This window comes from Perlabentimonas gracilis, from assembly GCF_011174675.1.
GTDB lineage: Bacteria > Bacteroidota > Bacteroidia > Bacteroidales > Tenuifilaceae > Perlabentimonas > Perlabentimonas gracilis.
The window spans coordinates 20,680-41,248 of record NZ_JAANIG010000013.1 but is presented as its reverse complement, the minus strand read 5'-3'; the positions used below and the strand labels follow the sequence as shown (position 1 = coordinate 41,248).

Sequence of the window (20,569 nt, the reverse complement as noted above, 5' to 3'; positions counted from 1 at the left end):
ATAAGCAACTTGAGATATAGATACTTATATGAAAAAATCGATTAGCATACAATCAACACTCGATAATATCACCCACATTGAAAAATTGGTGGATGAAATTTCTGAGCAATGTAAATTATCATCCGACATTTACGGTAAAATACTGATAGCTACCATAGAAGCAGTTAATAATTCAATTACACACGGTAACAAATATGATATTAGTAAAACCGTAGATGTAGCCTTTCAGATAAACGACTCTAGCATTCATATTTATGTTAAAGACCAAGGCCCCGGTTTCAACTACCACGACATACCAGACCCAACCCGACCAGAAAATATAGAGAATGTTTCAGGTAGAGGTGTCTTTTTGATGAGAAATCTAGCCGACAGCATCGAGTTCGACGATAATGGGTCTAAAGTCGAATTAATTTTTCATATCTAGAATTTTTACAAGTGCCAATTCTTTTCCATACCGTTGATGTAGATTTTAATCTACCCCAAAAGCGTATAATTAAGAAATGGATAGGAGAGGTAATAGCCAGCTACAATTTTAAGGTTGGTGATATTAATTACATCTTTTGTTCCGACGCGGAAATCCTTAAGGTAAACATCCAGTATCTTAATCATAATTACTATACCGATATAATTACTTTTCCCTATACAGTAAATAATATTATATCTGCAGATATGTACATAAGCATACATACTGTAGACGACAACGCCAAAAAATTTAAACAAACTTTCATACGAGAATTGAACCGAGTTATGGTACACGGTGTTTTACACCTTGTTGGGTATAGCGACTCAACTGATATTGAACAAAAAGAAATGAGGCTTAATGAGGATAAAAGTCTTGAACTTCTTAATAGGTTAACTAAGGATGTTAAAGGAATTTGATGTTATTGTAGTTGGAGGTGGACATGCAGGATGCGAAGCATCGGCTGCTGCAGCAAAACTAGGTGTAAGTGTATTATTAATTTCGATGGATCTCTCTAAGATGGCTCAAATGAGCTGTAATCCTGCAATGGGCGGGGTAGGAAAGGGGCAGATACTACGCGAAATAGATGCAATTGGTGGTTTATCGGCGCAAATAACCGATCAGTCTTCAATACAATTCCGAATGCTAAATAGGTCTAAGGGACCAGCTATGTGGAGCCCAAGGGCTCAATGCGACCGAATGGTATTTTCCCAGCTATGGCGCGATACGCTTGAAACTATTCCTAATCTTTACCTTTGGCAAGATAGCGTTGTGGAATTGGTTTTTAATAGTAATAGTATAGTAGGCGTTAAAACAAAGTTAGGTATTACAATTAGTTCCAAAACTGTAATTCTAACTAATGGTACATTCTTAAGCGGAAAAATACATGTAGGGGACGTAAACTTTTCTGGGGGAAGGGTAGGAGAGAAATCCTCTGTTGGAATTTCGGAGCAACTTTTAAACTTTGGTTTTGAGGTTGGGAGAATGAAAACAGGAACACCCGTTCGTATCGATGGTAGAACGGTAAACTACTCAAAGCTGATTGAACAAAAGGGCGAGACAGAGGAGCGGTATTTCTCGTTTAGAACAAAAGGGCCAAATACCTTAGTGCAGCGTAGTTGTTATATTGCCCATACATCACAGGAGGTACATGACATACTTAGAACTGGATTCGATTCAAGCCCATTATTTACAGGAACCATTCAGGGAATAGGGCCTAGGTACTGCCCAAGTATCGAAGACAAGCTACGCACTTTTGCCGACAAAACTTCACACCAACTCTTTCTTGAGCCCGAAGGTGAAAAAACCTACGAGATGTATTTGAATGGTTTTAGTTCATCTCTACCAGCAAATATACAATTCGATGCGCTTCGAACTATCGAAGGATTTGAGGAAGTACATATCCTACGCCCTGGTTATGCAATTGAATACGATTATTTCCCCCCAACACAACTTAAACACTCTTTAGAAACAAAAACGGTAGAAGGTTTATACTTTGCAGGACAAATAAATGGTACAACAGGGTACGAGGAGGCGGCAGCACAGGGTTTGATGGCAGGTATAAACGCAGCGCGCAAGTGCATGGGAGAGGAGGCAATTGTTCTATCGCGCGATGAAGCCTACATAGGAGTTTTAATTGACGATTTAATAACCAAAGGTGTTGACGAGCCTTATCGAATGTTTACAAGTAGAGCCGAGTATAGAGTTTTACTCCGCCAAGATAATGCAGACGAAAGGTTAACCCCATTGGGATATAAAATTGGACTAGTAAACGAAGTTGACTTCAATTCATACGGCCAGAAATACCAAAGAATTAACGATCTCTTTAACTATATAAAGAAAGAGAGCATCAAACCATTACAGGTAAATCCATTTCTTGAGAAACTAGGCTCACAACCCATATCACAATCCCGGAAATTGATTGACGTTGCTCTAAGACCAGAGGTTCCTTTAAAGCAACTGCTCCAATTGCTTAATACGATACAATTAGATAATTATTCTAACGAAATAATTGAATCCGCCGAGATAAGAATTAAATATGGTGGCTACATAGAAAGGGAAAAACAAATAGCTGACAAGTTGCAACGGTTAGAATACGTAAAAATTCCAAATGATTTAGAATACCAGCGACTACAATCGTTAAGTACAGAGGCTCGCCAGAAGTTAGAGAAGCAAAAGCCGCAAACCATTGGTCAAGCAAGTAGGATCCCCGGCGTTTCACCTAGCGATATAAATGTACTATTAGTATATCTTGGCAGGTAGTGTTCCACGTGGAACCAAATTCCTACAACTCTAATATATTGTTCCACGTGGAACAATATATTTAATTACGCAATGCAAGTAGTGGTATTTTAACGCTTTGTGAGTTTCACTTTTCTTTTAGTGCGAATAAGTAGATAATAAATTGAATACAAATGGAAAATTTTACTGTAAAAGGGGTATTGGTAATGCCTCGCGATCGGCAAATGTATGGAGCCGTAATTTCTATCGCCAATGGAAAAATTGCTTCTATTGAGAGAGATGATACCGTAGAGGGGCCTTATATTTTACCAGGATTTGTCGATTCACATATCCACATTGAAAGCTCAATGTTAATCCCAAGTCAGTTTGCTCGCCTTGCCGTCAAGCACGGAACTGTAGCTGTTGTTACCGACCCACACGAGGTTGCAAATGTAGCAGGCGAAGAAGGTGTCAGGTTTATGATTGCCGACTCCAAAACTGTTCCCCTAAAATTCTTTTTTGGAGTACCCTCGTGTGTGCCGGCTTCGCCTATGGAAAAAAGTGGAGCTGTTTTTAATGCGTCCGATGTGGCGCGAATGATATCCGATCCAGAATTCTACTTTTTGGCCGAGATGATGAACTTCCCCGGTGTGCTTAACAACGACCCGCAAGTAGTAGGCAAACTTAATGCCGCCAAACAGTATAATAAACCCATCGATGGACATGCTCCAGGTTTAAAAGGTGACGATCTGATATCGTACGTAAAGGCCGGTATTGGCACCGATCATGAATGTAGTACAACTTCCGAAGCTCTCGAAAAAATCGCTTTAAGCCAAAAAATTCAAATACGCGAGGGGAGCGCTGCACGGAATTTCAATTCACTATCTCCGTTGATAACTGAAAACGCAGCGTCTCTAATGTTTTGTACCGACGATTGCCACCCCGATTATTTAATGAGTGGTCATATTAACAAGGTTGTTGCCAAAGCCGTATCAAAGGGCTATGATTTGTACGATGTGTTAACCATTGCAACATATAATCCTGTAAGCCATTACTCGTTACCTGTAGGCCAGCTTAATGTTGGAGATACAGCCGATTTTATTATTACTGAAGATTTAGTAAACTTCAATATATTAGAAACATATATAGATGGAGCTAAAGTGTACAGTAAAGAAAGATTACTCTTTAACACACCAAGGCAGCATCCTCCTGCGTTTCCTTTCCGCACAAATATTCCTACAGTGGAACAGCTAAAAGTTACATCTACAGGAACCACAATGAACGTAATAGAAGCCATTCCGGGTGAACTTTTAACCAATTGGCTCAAAATAGAGGTTCAAGCAGGGTGTGTAGTTTCATCTAATATATCAACAGATATGCTTAAGATAGTTCTTCTCGACCGCTATTCCGACACTCCACCCGTAGTTGCATTTATTAAAGGGTTTGGTCTGAAAAGTGGAGCGTTAGCGGCCAGTATAGCTCACGATAGCCATCATATACTTTGTGTAGGAGTAGATGACGAAAGTATTCAATCAGCACTTCAATGGATTGTTTTAAGTAAAGGAGGACTGTGTTTCGCAAATCAAGGTAAGGTAGCAGGAATAAAATTACCATTCTTTGGTCTAATGACCAATGAGCCCGGCGAAGAGGTTAGCAAGCAGTACGAGGAATTAAATAGACACATTCTTTCGTCTGGCTGCAGTATTAACGCACCATTTATGACTGCTTCCTTTATGGCTTTAACGGTAATACCTAATCTAAAAATTAACCATAACGGACTATTCGATATTAATAAATTCTGTTCCGTTCCCTTGTTTCATTAATTACTTATATTTGTGAGTTAGCAAACCAAAACTAATTCGCAAATGTTTGTCCCTTTCATTCTGGGTATGTTCCTTGCCTTCAATATGGGTGGCAGCGGAACTGGACCTTCCTTTTCGGCAGCATATGGAGCGAATGTTATCCGCAAAAGCCTAATACCAGGACTATTTGGACTGATGGTTTTTTTAGGCGCCACCATTGCAGGAAAAAATACGGCTGCTACGCTTGGTTCGGGTATAATTAACCCTTCGTTAATCAATAGCGTAATGCTGTCCATAGTGTTTTTCTCCGTTGCCCTTTCGCTGCTAATTGCAAACATAGCCGGAATACCACAATCTACCAGCCAATCAACTGTTTTCGCTATGGTTGCTCCGGCTTTATACTTTAGCGACTTCAACTCAACAAAACTCTTTTACGAGATACTTCCAACCTGGTTTATACTACCCCTTGTTTCGTTTGTGCTAAGTTTTTTGATAGGAAAATATATCTATACTCCACTCCGTAGAAGAGGTTATACTATTTCTGCCAAGGTAAATAATAGCTATTTGCTTAAGGGTTTACTAATTATACTGTCACTTTACGTTGCTTTTGCCATTGGTTCTAATAATGTGGCTAATGCTGCTGGCCCTTTAACGCAAATGACCCTTAATTTTTTTGATCTTGACGCCGAGAAATATGGCTGGTTGATATCAAATTTCTCTGTACTTATCATTGCACCTTGTTTTGGGATTGGAAGCTCAATTTTTGGCAATAAAATTCTTAAGAATACTGGCAAGGAAATAATTCTTTTCGGTAGGATAGAGGCAGCCATCATTGCATTTATTTCTGCATCTCTTTTGCTTATGGCCTCCTTAACTAAGGGAATCCCAACATCCTTGGTTCAACTTAACGTTGCCGCAATTATTGGTATTGGTATAGCAAAGCTCGGGGCCAAAAACATTCTGCAAAAGACAGAGGTTGTTAAGTTCTTCTTTATGTGGCTTCTAGCCCCTGTAATTGCTTTTTGTGTTTCGTTTTTTTTGGTATACCTTTCCGATAAGTACGCAATACTTTATCTTTTTTAACCAATAATTGTGAAGCAGTCACCAGCAAATATTGCACAACGTTTGCCCAACAAACCCGGAGTTTATCAATTTCTCAATCATGAGAAAGAGGTAATTTACGTAGGTAAAGCCAAGGATCTAAAAAAGCGAGTGTCCTCCTACTTTAGCAAAAACAAATACGAGAGTGCAAAGCTTAGGGTTCTTGTTTCTAAAGTGGTAGATATTAAGCATATTATTGTTGATACTGAAAGCGATGCCTTACTGCTCGAGAATAACTTAATAAAAAAAATTAAGCCGAAGTACAACGTCTTGCTAAAGGACGATAAAACCTATCCTTGGATTTGTATTAAGAACGAACCGTTTCCTAGAGTATACAGTACACGAAGGGTTGTGCATGATGGTAGTCGATACTTTGGTCCGTATACTTCGGGTGTATTGCTAAAAACCATACTCGACCTAATAAAATCTATTTATCCGCTGCGGACTTGCAACCTAGCACTTACTCAACAAAATATTAAGTCTGGAAAATTTAAACCCTGTCTCGAGTACCAAATTGGTAACTGCTTGGCACCCTGTATTGGCAATCAAACGGAAGAGGATTACAATGAAAGTATAACTTTAATTGTAGATATACTAAACGGTAATATACAGACGGTAAAACGTATTATTGTTGAACGAATGCACTATTATGCTAAGGATTATCAGTTTGAACAGGCGCACAAGTACAAGGAAAAATTAGCAGCACTCGAGCGTTTTCAGGCAAAATCTACCATTGTTAATCCTAGGCTAACCGACCTTGATGTTTTTAGTATTGTTGAAGACAGCAAGGTAACCTGCGTAAACTTTATTAAGGTTGTGCAGGGTTCGGTTATACAATCGCACAATTTAGAGTTAAAAAAAGGGTTGGACGAAACAACTTCCGATTTACTTGCAATAGCAATCACGGAGTTACGACAACGGGTTAATAGTAGGGCAAAGGAATTAATTGTGCCCATTATACCCGAGTATGTGCTTGATGGATGTAAGTATACTGTTCCGACCCGAGGCGATAAGCTAAAGCTGTTGCAACTTTCGCAACGTAACGCCAAAGCGTATGTTGTAGAGAAAAGTATGATGCTCGAGAAGAGGGATGGCGAAAGCAGAACGATGAGAATTCTGAAAAGTCTGCAAAAAGATTTTAAAACCGTTGCTTTACCCCACCATATTGAATGTTTCGATAATTCGAATCTTCAGGGAACCAACCCCGTTTCGGCATGCGTTGTATTTAAAGATGCAAAGCCGGCCAAAAGGGAATACCGCTTGTTCAACATAAAGACTGTGGTTGGCCCCGATGATTTTGCCTCCATGGCCGAAGTAATTACCCGGCGTTATTCGCGCTTAGTTTCCGATGGCGAAGCTCTCCCGCAGCTTATTGTTATTGACGGAGGAAAAGGGCAGCTAAGTACAGCCTACAACGCGCTAAAAAGTCTACAATTACACCAAAAAATATCAATTATTGGTATTGCCAAGCGGTTGGAGGAGATTTACTTTCCTGGCGATCCTGTTCCAATTTATCTCGACAAGAACTCGGAATCGTTAAAAGTTGTTCAATATGCACGAAATGAGGCACATAGATTTAGCATAGGTCACCATCGCAATCGTCGCTCCAGCACTGCCACAGCATCACAACTAACAGAAATACAGGGGATTGGGCTAAAATCAGTAGAGCAACTTTTTAAGGAATTTAAAAGTATTACTGCTGTACGCAAAGCATCTGTTGAAGAGTTAACCCGTGTTGTTGGGCACAGCAAGGCCAAGCTGATATTTCAATTTTATAGCAATATCAACCTAAGTAATGATGAAATAAAAACCTAACAAACTATCAAACAATTTTTTATTCAAATCGTTTAATACAAGTTAGGCGCACCTTTACCCTAAAGCAAAAAGATATTATGAATCGTTTAATCGCCATAATTCTTCTATCCGCCTTTGCGCAAATTGCTATGTCGCAAGATTACACTATTCCTCTTCGTGATATTAGGAAAGCAACCCATGCCAGCCAGCCCATAAACAGCATATCATCCCTTAGTATGCAATTTTCAGTTGATGCACTTTATGGAGTTACCATTACCGATAAAGAGCACGGCGAGTTTGTTGATTTGTACTTTGGCAAGGGTTACGCCTCTGGAAACATTGGCGAACCCAAATTACCGGCTTTTAAAAAGTTAATCCAGATACCTAATGGGGCTACTGTTACAGCGCAAATTAAGGGCTACTCATATCATAAAATAGATTTGGAAAGCTATGGAATCGAGGTGCCCATTTATCCAAACCAACCATCGGTTCGTAAGGACGAGAACCCTCAGCAAATCCAGTTTAAATACAGCATACAATCATATATAAATACAAGTATTACAGATAGTCCGGAGGTTAACATTAAAGTTTTAGGTACGTTGCGTGGAGTTAGAATAGCGTTGCTGCAGGTAAATCCTGTTCAGTATGACTATCAGAATGGTGCATTAAAAGTTTTTAATGATATTGATGTTGAGGTGACTATGGTTGGTGGGAGCAAAGAGTTAGAAAACGAACTTTACATCAAGACCTACTCGCCCTACTTCGAGCCCATATTTCAAGCCCTCGCCAATCCATATACCAAGGGTGTTTACGACGATCATCCCGATTTAACCAAATATCCTGTTAAAATGTTGGTGGTAGCCAATCGATTATTCGAAGAAAAGCTACAGCCCTACATCCAATGGAAAAGCGAAAAAGGATTTTATGTTGAGGTTGCCTACACCGATGAAATTGGCCAAGCTGCTGAGCAAATTCAAAGCTTTGTTCACGCTTACTACAACGATCAACAATCCGAAGGAGTTGCTCCCACATTTTTAGTTTTGGTTGGCGATGTGGAGCATGTACCGGCTTCAGCCACGGGTACAAAAACTGGCCGAGCAACCGACTTGTACTATGCCAGTGTAGATGGAGATTACTTCCCCGAAATGTACTATGGCCGACTTTCGGCCCAAACACCGCAAGAACTGGAGAGCATAATCAGTAAGATATTATACTACGAGAAATATCAGCTAGCAAATCCAACCTACCTTAACAATGCTACCCTTATTGCAGGTGTTGATGCATCTTGGAATCCCCGTGTTGGAGAGCCTACGGTTAAGTATGCTACCCAAAATTACTTCAATTCTGCCAATGGGTTTAGTACTGTTTGGGGATACGGGGTTGCGAATGACCCAAGCAATCCCAACAATAGCGCTGGCTATAGCGGTTGTTACGACCCACAGCGTATTTCGGTTGGTTTTATAAACTATACCGCCCATTGTAGCCAAACCACATGGGGCGATCCGTTGCTAAACGCCAACACTATTAATGGTTTCTCCAACTCGCAACAGTACCCATTTGTAATTGGCAACTGTTGTGAGTCCGCCGACTTTGGCTTTACCACAGGCGTATCAATAGGCGAGAGTTGGATCCGTGCTAACGATAAGGGTGCAGTAACCTACATTGGCTCATCTCCAAATACCTATTGGTTCGAAGATTTTTACTGGGCAGTTGGAGCTTTTCCACTTCAAGGGAATAACGATGGTTATGTTCCATCATTCGAGGAAACCTCTTTTGGTGCTTTCGATGCGCCATTTCACACCCAATATTTAAGTGCTTCGGGTTTTGTTTTTATTGGTAACTTATCGGTTACCGAAGCCCACTTGCAGGATTACACTTCACATTCTAACGACTTATACTACTGGGAGGCATACAACGTGTTAGGTGACCCTTCGCTAGTACCCTATTTTACTGCTCCTAAAGCAAATGTAGTTGCTCATCCCGAGTATGTCCCCATAGGTTTACCTATGTATCAGGTCTCAGCACTTCCTGGTTCATACGTAGCCATCAGTAAAAATGGAGTACTTCATGGAGCGGCTCTCGTGGGCCCCGAAGGATCGGTTGAAGTTCCTGTTGAGCCAATTTACGAGGGCGGGAATGTTTCCATAGTGGTAACCCGTCCACAAACTCAACCCTATTTTGCCGAAGTACCCGCAACAGCGCTCGATGCGCCATACGTTACGCTAATGCATTTTTCAATAAGCGATCCCAATGGGAACAATAACTCGCAGGCAGATTATGGCGAGGAGTTTTCTATTGATTTAACTCTTCGAAATGTGGGCGATCAAGCTACCCATGAGGTTATCGTTGATCTTGTGGGAGAAGATGAATACTTTTTACTTACGTCTGGCGCTTCCATTGAGGTTGGTACTTTTGGTACAGAGGAGGGAACCACTACAAAGGTATTTGAAGATGCCTTCTCCTTTAACCTTTCGGATGAGGTTCCCAATGGGCATCAATCAATATTTACACTTAATATAACCGATGGAACAAATAATTGGAAATCATACCTTAAACTGCAAGCACTTGCACCTTATATTGAGATAAAAGATATTATTGTTTTAGATAATGAAGAGGGAACGCCGAATCACCTCGATCCGGGCGAGAGTGCAACCCTATCCATAGAGGTTGTCAACAATGGAGCCTCTGCGCTAGACAATGTTTTAGTATATTTAACAACAACTTCAAGAGGAATAACTATAGGAGCAGAAAATCAACATATTGGTACATTAGAACCAGCACAAAGTAGCACTGCATCGTTTCCCATTGCAGCCCTTGAATCTACTCCTTTAGAGACGATTGAGGTTTTAAATTTGCGTATCGATCCACAATCGTATGGTCTAGAGCACGATATTGAGCTTATGGTTGGAAAGTTACCCGAAATTTGGATGGGAACAGCCGAAACCTATACAACCTGCCTGGCAAGGTTTTACGATTCTGGAGGGCCCGATGGAGATTATTCCGATAACGAGGAGTACATAATGACATTTTACCCCGCCGAAGAAGATAAGGTAATCTCGGCAGAGTTTACTTATGCATTTATTGAGGGAGCGCACTCTTTGTGGGACAAACTATATGTTTTCGATGGTGTTGATACCACATCGGCATACTTTACGGGTAGCCCATTTAGCAACTCCAATGGTATTGATATTGGCACGTTGACAGCTACAAACCCTCAAGGAGCAATAACCTTTTACTTTTCATCCGATGGGAGCGTTGTTTATAAAGGATGGGAGGCTCTAATTTCATGTATTATTCCTGAGTACATAGCCACGTTTATTGTGAACAACTCAAAGAACGAAAGCGTTGAAGACGCAATAATTTCCATTAATGGGTACGATAAGCTCTTTGTTACTGACCAAACTGGTCAAATAGATGTTAAGCTAAAAAATGGCGAGTATAGGTTTTCGGTGCAAGCCACTGGGTACCAAAAATTGGAATCCACATTTCAAATAGCTGGGCGAGATATAAACATTCCGGTTAACTTAAGCCCGACTCAAGTTGACAACCCCGAAGATTCAACCCTGATTATTCAACCAAATCCATTTGACGACTTTTTAAAAGTGACGGGTATTGAAAATGGAAAAAGATTGTTAATAACCAATATGTTTGGACAAATTATGGTTAATACATCCATTGAACGAGAACATTCTGTAACCATACCCACTACTTTTCTTCCTCAAGGGATCTATGTTCTAACAATTGTTTATGCCAAAAAGGAGCAGAAGTCGGTAAAGATTTTAAAATATTAACCCCAAGGTTGTTGTAACTAGAGAATGAACAGGATTGAAGCCCAACCTGTTTTTTACTTGGCTAAAAGCATTGAACTCAAAAAAAAATAATTTACATTTGGCTCAAGTATATATCAAGCCTTTGTAAATAGCATTTTTTGTGAAAACCATTTCAGTTATCAACTCAAAAACTCGAAGGAATTTATACATAACAGTTATATCGCTGTACATCGTAATTTCCTTAATTTTTTTAGCCAATACAGAGTACCAGTATCGTCGTACAAAAGAGATACTCGTAAGCGAGGCAGTACGAAGCACAACTGCGCATATAAACCAGTGTTACGATTTAATAGCCCTCTCATTAAATCACGCCATATCCCTATCTTTGAGTAATAGTAACATAAAGTCAGCAATTCAGTCGCAGCAACCTACCTTAATAGCAAAGGAAATTCAACCTGTAGTTGAAAATTTTATTGAGCCAAAGAATGCGTTCTTCTCCATCTACACTTCTAATGGCAGTAAGGTTTATTCAACATGTTCCGATAGTGTACAGATGTTACGGCAAGTTAGCTTATCCACATCAAATGTTGCTTCAGGCCATCAAATTGCTTTCACCGATAGAGGAGTCTATTATTACTTGTCGAAGAATGTCCAAATCGGGGATCAAAACTTTACTCTTGTCCTTGGACTCCGCGAGGAGGAGGGAATTAAAAATTTGATTACCTCAACACGCATAATACCTTTCATTTTCCGATACGACAGTAGTGCCAGCAATCCATTATTAGCTCCGGAGATTCTGTTCGATGATGGCTCAGACGACATTAACCAAATTTTAAGCAGCTTCGATCCACATAGCATGTCCACTTCAAGAGTGGTTAAAACAGACAATGCTTTCTACGTGCTAACCGATGTTGCACCTAACATTATATCTGACACTTCAGGCTTTTTTAAAACTATTTATGCAATTGATATTTCCGAATATTATTCAACCTATACCAATCATCTTTTACGGGTTATAGGTTCAATCCTTTTTTTCTTGGTAGTTGTTGTTCTAATTGTTAGGCTTTTCCACAACAAAATCCTAAATCTTCTTTTAAGCATCGAAAAAAAGTTGGAGATAAAACTTCAGTATCGTACCAATGAGCTTATTAGTCATAACGATCAGCTAAACCAAATATTTAACGCCACAGCAAATGGTATTCGGATAATTGATAAGAACTACAACGTTATAAACGTCAATTCCTCGTTTAGTTTACTTACAGGAATTGCTGAGGATACAATAGTTGGAAATAAATGCTACGAAGTTTTCCCAAGCAATAGTTGTCACACAACCAATTGCCCGCTTGAGCAGATAAAGCAAGGACTTAGCGTTGTAAAAGCAAAGGAAATTAGGTATACCAATGTGGGTAGAAAGTTGGTATACCAGTACAAGGCACGCCCCTTTGTTACCAAGCAAGGCGATTTAATTGGAATTATCGAGGATTTTAAAGATGTAACCGATTTGCATAATGCTCAGGAAGCAGTTGATCAAACCCAAAGGCAGTACGAGACCTTACTCGATTCGATGCCTGTGGGAGTTTTCATTCGCGACTTCCAGGGTAATATGTTCTATCAGAACAAGTATATGGATAAGGTTTTTGGGCCCGTTGTTGAGGGGCGCAAAAACCTTAAACAAATATATCCTACCTTAATTAATAAATTTTTCGAGGAGGATAAACTGGTTGATAAGTATGGTTTATTTGTTACAGAAGAAAAACTAGTTGATAACAATGGATTTGAACGAACCTATGTAACTCACAAGTTTAAATTTGCTGGGGCAAATAATATTGCTTTAATTGGCGGTGTTTCCATTGATATAACCAAGCGAAAAAAAGCCGAGCAAAACTCCTACGTTTTAACAAAAGCCATAGTAAACTCGCCCATAGGCGTTTTAATTACTTCACCAAAAGGAGATGTTGAGTTCTGCAATCCCGAGTTCGAAAAGTACGCAGGTGTTACAAGTGAGGATATTCTTGGTAAGCAGTTTCCCTACCTTTTACCATCAAAGGATAATAAGCTGCAAGACCCTATAGGACTAGCACTAAAAGGAGGTGTTTATCAGGGAGAGCAGCAGATTGCCCTCTACGATAACCTACCACAATGGTACGCCATTTCTATTGCACCTGTTTTCAATCGTGAGGGAGAAATTTCGCACCTTATATTTGTGTTTGATAATATTACAGAGCGAAAAGAGTATGAGAAACAAATTGTATTTTCCAAGGCTAAAGCTGAGGAGTCGGAACGTTTAAAAACCTCCTTTTTATCGAACCTTTCCCACGAGATTAGAACTCCTCTTAATGCTATACTCGGCTTTTCCTCATTGCTTAACAGCGATGCTGTTTCTCTAAACGAGAAAGAGGAAATTCCCGCCCTACTAGTTAGCCATTCAAACGATTTGCTTGACCTTATTAACGATTTAATCGACATTTCAGCCATCGAAACCAATCAGTTTAGCATCAATAAAGCAGAGTGCAAGCTTAATCAGGTCATAACCGATTCGTTTAACGAGGTTATTAGCAATAAAAAATTTATGGAAACCAAGTCCATAAAAACAATTGTTAAGCTTGGCGTTCTTGAGGAGTCTTTTAGCATACTTTCCGACTCAAAACGACTCTCACAGGCAGTAAAGCACCTCCTTTCAAATGCCATTAAGTTTACCAATTCTGGCTTTGTTGAGTTTGGCTATACATTTAAGGATGCTAATAACCTTCTATTTTACATTATCGATACTGGTGTTGGCCTTAGCGAACAGGAAAAAAGCATTGTCTTTAACCCATTTCGACAGGCCGACGATAGCAGAACAAGAACATTCAACGGTATGGGCCTTGGGTTGGCCATATCAAAACACATAATCGAAAGGCTGGGAGGAAAAATTTGGGTAGATAGCACCAAGGGGCAAGGATCTACCTTCTATTTTACCTTACCCTACATTCCGGTGAAAAATAAATTCGACACGGTAGTTTTGACTCCCAAACATAAGGATGTTTTCAATTGGCAAAGCAAAACTATTCTTGTTGCCGACGATATTGATTCAAATTATCGGTTTATTCAAACGCTTCTTAGGCCAACGGGCGCTAACCTACTTTGGGCCAAAAATGGCCGCCAGGCCATCGATATGGTGAAGGAGAATAAGATTGATTTGATACTAATGGATATTGTTATGCCCGAGCTCGACGGATTTGAGGCAACAAAGGAGATTAAAAAGATTAACAGCAACGTAAAGGTAATTTGTCAAACAGCTTACCCAGCCAACGATCATCAGGTTGCATGTCGCGAAAGCGGAATGGATAGCTACCTGGCTAAACCTATTCCTCCCATTGTAATGCTAAAAACCATCGACGAATTCATTTCCCGTAACTAGCAAAAAGATGCTGTTTAGGAGCCAATCTGGTTGCTTTTGAAGTGCGAGGCGGGCAAGAGGCTATTTAAAGTTTAATTGGCTAAAAAACTGCGTTAAGGCCATCCAGTACTGTTCGCTTGTTTGGTTACGCTCCCATAGTGCTCTCGATCCATGAACACCCTCTCCATTGCTTGGTTTAAATAGGTTTAGGTGTTTTTTATTCAGATGATCTAACATTTTCGACATCTCATCGTACTCCAAGGCAGAGCTTAGCGCCAATACGGGAACATATAAACCTTGAGTAGCATCCTTCACATTAAGCATATCGCCAAAATACTCACCGGGCGAGAAAGCTACCACCGCTTTAATCTTAAAGTTTTCGGTTGCCTCTACAAGTGCCAGCGATGCAGAGTATGAACTCCCCATAACAATGATAGGCTTATTTGATCGCGCTGCTATAAAGTTAATTGCAGCCTCAATGTCGGCTTTAGCATCAAGGTAATCGGTGGGAAAACCTTTCTGGTTGGCCGAGATTGTGGTTTGGTTCTTTATGAAATTCACCTCATTGCCAGAGCGCAAATCAACTGCCAAACAGTTAAATCCCAAATTGGCTAGTTTGGGTGCCGTTTCTCTATACTCCCCACGGCTATAACCCGCCTGATGTAATAGTAGTAGGTAGGGTTTTTGGGTTGAAACAACGTAATGATCGGCTGTAACCGTTACCTCATCGTTTGCTGAAAAGGTAATGGTTTGCTGACCCCAAAGAATTGTTGGAAATATTATTGCCAGGAGTAACGTATATCTAAGCATATGCTAAGTGTCAAATAGTTTAGGGTCTAACTGGCAGGTCAGGAGTGGACGTAGCTTACCTAACAAGAATTGGGTATGTTTCTTCAATGCGTGTTGCAAGTATGGTTACCCTGTCGGAATGCTGCTCTACTATTGCCTGCTCAAGTAGCTCAAAATACCTATCGGTGGTAAGCTGCGTAATCTTAATAATGCCTGGTTCAAGTGATGAAATGATTGGGGCATGATTATGCATCATGGCAAAGGAGCCATTTTCGCCCGGAACCCTTACCAGATCAACTTCCTCTTTAAAGAATACTTTTTGCGGTGTAATAATTTCGAGCAGCATGGCTATTTGTTTTTCGATTCGCTAAGCATTTTCTCGCCTTTTTCAATGGCTTGCTCAATGGTACCTACCAGGTTAAATGCGGCCTCAGGATATTTGTCTACTTCTCCATCCATTATCATGTTAAAGCCTTTTATGGTATCATTTATGTCAACAATGGCTCCTTTAAGACCAGTAAATGCTTCGGCAACGTGGAATGGCTGCGAAAGGAAACGCTGAACGCGTCGAGCCCGATGAACAACCAGCTTGTCGTCGTCGCTAAGCTCATCCATTCCAAGTATGGCAATAATATCTTGAAGTTCCTTATATCGCTGCAGTATCTCCTTAACTCGTTGGGCTGTTCTGTAATGCTCCTCGCCAACAATCTCTGCGCTTAGAATTCTTGATGTGGAGTCAAGCGGATCCACAGCAGGGTAAATACCTAACTCGGAAATTTTACGGCTAAGCACGGTGGTAGCATCGAGGTGCGAGAAGGTGGTGGCAGGAGCAGGGTCGGTAAGGTCATCGGCAGGAACATATACAGCTTGAACCGAAGTGATAGAACCCCTACGGGTAGAGGTGATGCGCTCTTGCATTAGCCCCATCTCCGTAGCCAAGGTGGGTTGGTATCCAACTGCCGAAGGCATACGGCCAAGCAACGCCGACACCTCACTACCAGCTTGAGTGAAACGGAAAATATTGTCGATAAACAGCAGAATATCGTTACCCTTACCATCGCCCTTATCACCATCCCTAAACGATTCGGCTACCGTAAGTCCCGAAAGCGCTACCGTAGCCCTTGCTCCGGGGGGTTCGTTCATCTGCCCAAATATTAGCGTGGCCTGCGAATTTTTGAGCTCCTCATTATCAACCAGCGATAGATCCCAGCCGCCGGCCTCCATATTCTCTTTAAATTTTTCTCCATACCTAATTACGTCGGATTCAATCATCTCTCGAAGCAAATCGTTGCCTTCGCGAGTACGCTCACCTACCCCCGAAAAAACAGACATCCCATCGTACTTTTTGGCGATGTTGTTGATTAGCTCCATAATGATTACCGTTTTTCCTACACCAGCACCGCCAAAAAGACCAATCTTTCCGCCCTTTGAGTAGGGCTCAAGCAGGTCGATTACCTTTATACCCGTGAATAGCACTTCGGTTTCGGTGCTAAGATCTTCATATTTTGGAGGAGCGTTATGAATTTGGTATTCATTTTCGTCCGAGAGGCTTTCCATTCCATCAATGGCATTGCCAATCACGTTAAGCAGCCTGCCTTTAATCTGATTACCAGTGGGCACCGTTATCGATTTTTTGGTTGCAACCACCTTCATCCCACGGTGCAAACCGTCGGTCGAATCCATGGCGATAGCCCTTACAGTTCTCTCGCCAATGTGTTGCTGACACTCTACAACAAGCGTTGTACCGTCATTACGCTCTATGGTAAGCGCTTCGTAAATTTGAGGCAGGTCTTCACCTGTTGCCGAAAACGACACATCTACAACAGGACCGATTACCTGAATAATTTCGCCGATAATTTGTGACATGGCAATGTGATTTTCAAGATGATGTTTTACAAAAATAACTTAATTGGAGTAATATCCGCCTAAACCTACAAATTTTTGTTGATGATATAAATTACCCTCAACGGGCAGACGCGCTTTTAAACCCAGCTAAGCCATTAGTTCGCAGAACTCCTAATGACTAATCGGGGTTAAATGAGAAAAGCCGCTTACTTAGCGGCTCTCTCAAAAGTTTCAATTAAAATGCTATCGAGTTTGGTAATATCTAGAGATGTAGCTGTTGAATTGTGGTTCTAGAGATTCCCTTAAATCTTGCTGTCCAAAACGTTCCGCAACAGCCAAAAGCTCCTGCATTATCTGTAGGTTAAGCTCTGTGTCGTACCCCACCAACCTGAAGAACTGAGGGCTTAGGCTAAAGTAATACCTAAGATTTTCGAGCGATGAGTTGGCATAATCGTTTAAAAGTGCGTTAGCCTTTTCGGTTTCGTTAGCGTTGTAGTAGCTCTCAATTAAGCCAATTACAAAAAAGTCGTACGGAAATTTTTCCTGCGGCAAAAGCTCTACAACCCTGTCGAGTACTTTTACTGCAGAATCAACCCTATTCATTTCAAGCAAATTTTCAGCTAACCTGTTGAAATTGTTTCTAAGTCTGAGAACAAGGGTTGTTCTTTGTACGTTGTGATCAACCATTACATTTGGCTGATCAATTCCGCCCCACTTAAATTTGTCTAAGTAGTTTTCGTAAAGCTTATCAACATTTACTCTGCCCACCGAAAGATAATCGGTTGGTTCTGTAAGAATAGGAACGAGCTTATAGGCAAACCCCTCGAGCTGTAGATAGTTCGACAAGCCAATATCGGAATCGCCACCTGTTGAAACAAAATATATGGGGCGTTCCCAGTTATTGTTTGCCAGTATTTCTAGGATCATCATCTCGTTCTTCTGAATGTAATCCTTTTCGATGGTCCAGGTTATTTCATCAACAATAAGGTGTGCATCCTCGGGTTTAACGATACCGTTTGCAATTACTTTATCTTTATCAACAGTAATTTTAATGTGTTTCGATGGCAGGTAATCAATCATTTCGCCCCCTTGCCCACGATGGCGCGTGTCCGGGTTATCGCTACCAACAAAATCCATTAGCTGTTTCAGCTCAACCGGACGCTGTATTCTATCGAGAACATATACAACATCCCTTGTTCCTTGAACAAACTTATCAAAATCCATGGTTATGGGTAGTGGGTCGGAGTCGTTAGCCTTCCACTTCATCTGCTCGCTGTACCAATCTGTTCCTAATAGGCTCAGGTTTACAATTCGAACATCGGTTCTGATACCTTCAACCTCTTGGGCATACCACAATGGGAATGTATCATTATCACCATTAGTGAAGATAATAGCATTTTCATCGCAAGTATTCAGGTAGTTATAAGCAAAGTCCCTAGCAATATATCTTCCCGACCTATCGTGATCGTCCCAGTTTTGTGAGGCCAAAAGAGTTGGTACGGGCAGTGCAATAACAATAGCAGCAACAGCGGCAACCACACCCTTTGAGTATTTTTTGAGAAATTCGTAAATAGCAAGAACTCCAATTCCAAGCCAAATAGAGAATGCGTAGAACGAACCAACGTAGGAGTAGTCCCTTTCGCGAGGTTGCAGTGGCGTTTGGTTCAAGTAAACCACTATGGCCATGCCCGTTAAAACGAACAGGAGCGTAACCACCCAGAAATTTTTCTGATCTCGCAGAAGCTGATAAACCAAGCCCAACAGGCCAAGTATAAGCGGGAGCATATAGTAGGTATTGCGTGCTGGATGATTTTTCATTTCCGATGTAAGCTCATCTTGGTTCCCCAGCCTAATGGCATCTAATCCTTTAATGCCCGTTAACCAATTGCCGTTCATTATGTCACCATGTCCCTGAATATCATTCTGCCTACCCACAAAGTTCCACATAAAGTATCGCCAGTACATATGCCCAATTTGGTAGCTAAAGAAAAAATTTAGGTTTTCGCCAAATGTTGGCACTCTTCGCACCTCTTGTTCTCCTGCTGGGGTGTTAATTCGGATAGGTTTGCCTTTTATATCGCCCCATTTTTTGTATTCGTTAGTATGATCACTTTGCCAGCTCCACATTCGAGGGAAAATGGTTTTAAACCTATCGTCGAATTTATACTCAGTCCGTAGGTAGGTTTTCTCATACCGACCATTCTTTCTGATGTAGGTGTGTTTGTCGTTACTATCAACCACGGGTGCATTGTAGTACTGGCCAGTTACAAGAGGACGAGTACCATACTGCTCGCGATTTAGGTAGTGAAGTAGTGAGAAAACCGATGATGGGTTGTTTTGGTTCATCGGTGGATTTGCATTGGCCCTAATAACAAGAAGGGCGTATGACGAGTAACCAATGGTAATTACTGCGGTACCCAAAATAAGCGTGTGAAGCATCACCCTTTTGTGTTGAACCGTATACCACAAACCGTAAGCAAGCAATGATGCTAGGGTTATAATAAAGATTAGAACCCCGCTATTGTATGGGAACTTAAAGGCGTTGACAAAAAGCAACTCAAACTTCGACGCTAGTGTAACCACTCCGGGTATTATTACATACATTATACCTCCAAGTATTGCAACCGATGTGGCCAAGGCACCAACAATTCCCCATTTAGTTGCCTTATGTTTTTTAAAGTAATATACAAAAACAATTGCAGGGATGGTAAGGAGGTTCAATAGGTGAACACCTATTGATAAACCCATTATATAAGCAATAAGCACTAACCATCTATTTGCGTGTGGTTTGTCAGCAACATTTTCCCATTTTAATATAGCCCAGAACACCAAGGCTGTGAACAGCGATGATGTGGCATACGCCTCAGCCTCTACAGCAATAAACCAAAAGCTGTCGGTAAACGTGTAAGCTAAAGCACCAACGGCTCCACTCCCAATAATTGCAATGGTTTGAGCCATTGTGGGTTCGTTACCATTGGTAACAAGTAACTTCCGTGAAAGATGTGTAATTGACCAGAACAGGAATAGAATGGTAAACGCTGCGGCTAATGCCGACATGGAGTTTACCATTATGGCCACCTGGCTGGGACTAGCAGCAAAAGTTGTGAAAAAATTCCCCAGAAGCATAAAGAATGGAGCTCCAGGAGGATGAGGAACCTCCAGCTTATAAGCAGCTGTAATACGTTCGCTGCAATCCCAAAAACTGGCCGACGACTCCATTGTCATTAAGTAAACAGTGGCTGCAATTAGAAACACGATCCACCCGATTACTACATTTAGTTGCTTATAGCTTTTCATTATAGATTGTATGTTTTATTATGTTTTAAAATAAATCGTAAATTTAAGCGAAGCTAAAATAGTTTTTTTTAGGCTATTCATATTTGTTTTGCTGTATTTTAACTGTTCGAAT

Annotated in this window: 12 protein-coding genes; 8 read left to right on the top strand and 4 right to left on the bottom strand. The window is 40.8% G+C overall.

Annotated elements, in window-relative coordinates; all coding sequences use genetic code 11:
* Positions 1-28 precede the first annotated feature (28 nt).
* The 8 genes from G8O23_RS07670 (at position 29) to G8O23_RS07635 (ending at position 14,547) form a co-directional block, all read left to right on the top strand.
* The gene (locus G8O23_RS07670) at positions 29-424 is read left to right on the top strand and encodes an ATP-binding protein (protein ID WP_166363431.1); all 396 of its coding nucleotides are present in this window, start codon (positions 29-31) and stop codon (positions 422-424) included.
* Between the two features lie 11 nt (positions 425-435).
* Positions 436-879 carry an rRNA maturation RNase YbeY gene (gene ybeY / locus G8O23_RS07665; protein ID WP_166363429.1) on the top strand — a complete coding sequence of 148 codons (444 nt, stop codon included), beginning with the start codon at positions 436-438 and terminating at the stop codon, positions 877-879.
* The gene (gene mnmG / locus G8O23_RS07660; protein ID WP_166363427.1) at positions 863-2,722 is read left to right on the top strand and encodes a tRNA uridine-5-carboxymethylaminomethyl(34) synthesis enzyme MnmG; all 1,860 of its coding nucleotides are present in this window, start codon (positions 863-865) and stop codon (positions 2,720-2,722) included. Before ybeY ends, mnmG begins: the two co-directional genes overlap by 17 nt.
* Before the next feature lie 152 nt (positions 2,723-2,874).
* Positions 2,875-4,503, top strand: a complete 1,629-nt coding sequence (gene ade / locus G8O23_RS07655) for an adenine deaminase (RefSeq protein WP_166363425.1) — start codon at positions 2,875-2,877, stop codon at positions 4,501-4,503.
* 42 nt (positions 4,504-4,545) lie between these two features.
* Positions 4,546-5,565, top strand: a complete 1,020-nt coding sequence (locus tag G8O23_RS07650; RefSeq protein ID WP_219932451.1) for an inorganic phosphate transporter — start codon at positions 4,546-4,548, stop codon at positions 5,563-5,565.
* Positions 5,566-5,574: 9 nt separating this feature from the next.
* Positions 5,575-7,398, top strand: coding sequence for an excinuclease ABC subunit UvrC (gene uvrC, locus G8O23_RS07645; protein ID WP_166363423.1), 1,824 nt, complete (start codon positions 5,575-5,577; stop codon positions 7,396-7,398).
* Positions 7,399-7,475: 77 nt separating this feature from the next.
* Positions 7,476-11,168, top strand: coding sequence for a C25 family cysteine peptidase (locus G8O23_RS07640; RefSeq protein WP_166363421.1), 3,693 nt, complete (start codon positions 7,476-7,478; stop codon positions 11,166-11,168).
* A 139-nt stretch (positions 11,169-11,307) separates the two neighbouring features.
* The gene (locus G8O23_RS07635) at positions 11,308-14,547 is read left to right on the top strand and encodes a PAS domain S-box protein (protein WP_166363419.1); all 3,240 of its coding nucleotides are present in this window, start codon (positions 11,308-11,310) and stop codon (positions 14,545-14,547) included.
* 60 nt (positions 14,548-14,607) lie between these two features.
* Here G8O23_RS07635 and G8O23_RS07630 read toward each other — a convergent pair whose 3' ends face one another.
* The 4 genes from G8O23_RS07630 to G8O23_RS07615 all read right to left on the bottom strand — a co-directional run bounded on the left by G8O23_RS07630 (position 14,608) and on the right by G8O23_RS07615 (position 20,457).
* A complete protein-coding gene (locus tag G8O23_RS07630) occupies positions 14,608-15,336 on the bottom strand; it encodes an alpha/beta hydrolase (RefSeq protein WP_166363417.1) in 729 nt (242 codons plus the stop codon).
* Positions 15,337-15,391: 55 nt separating this feature from the next.
* Positions 15,392-15,661, bottom strand: coding sequence for a FoF1 ATP synthase subunit delta/epsilon (locus G8O23_RS07625; RefSeq protein ID WP_166363415.1), 270 nt, complete (start codon positions 15,659-15,661; stop codon positions 15,392-15,394).
* A 2-nt stretch (positions 15,662-15,663) separates the two neighbouring features.
* Positions 15,664-17,181, bottom strand: coding sequence for a F0F1 ATP synthase subunit beta (gene atpD / locus G8O23_RS07620; RefSeq protein WP_166363413.1), 1,518 nt, complete (start codon positions 17,179-17,181; stop codon positions 15,664-15,666).
* Positions 17,182-17,403: 222 nt separating this feature from the next.
* Complete coding sequence (locus tag G8O23_RS07615; RefSeq protein WP_166363411.1) at positions 17,404-20,457, bottom strand: glycosyltransferase family 117 protein; 3,054 nt, start codon at positions 20,455-20,457, stop codon at positions 17,404-17,406.
* Positions 20,458-20,569 lie beyond the last annotated feature (112 nt).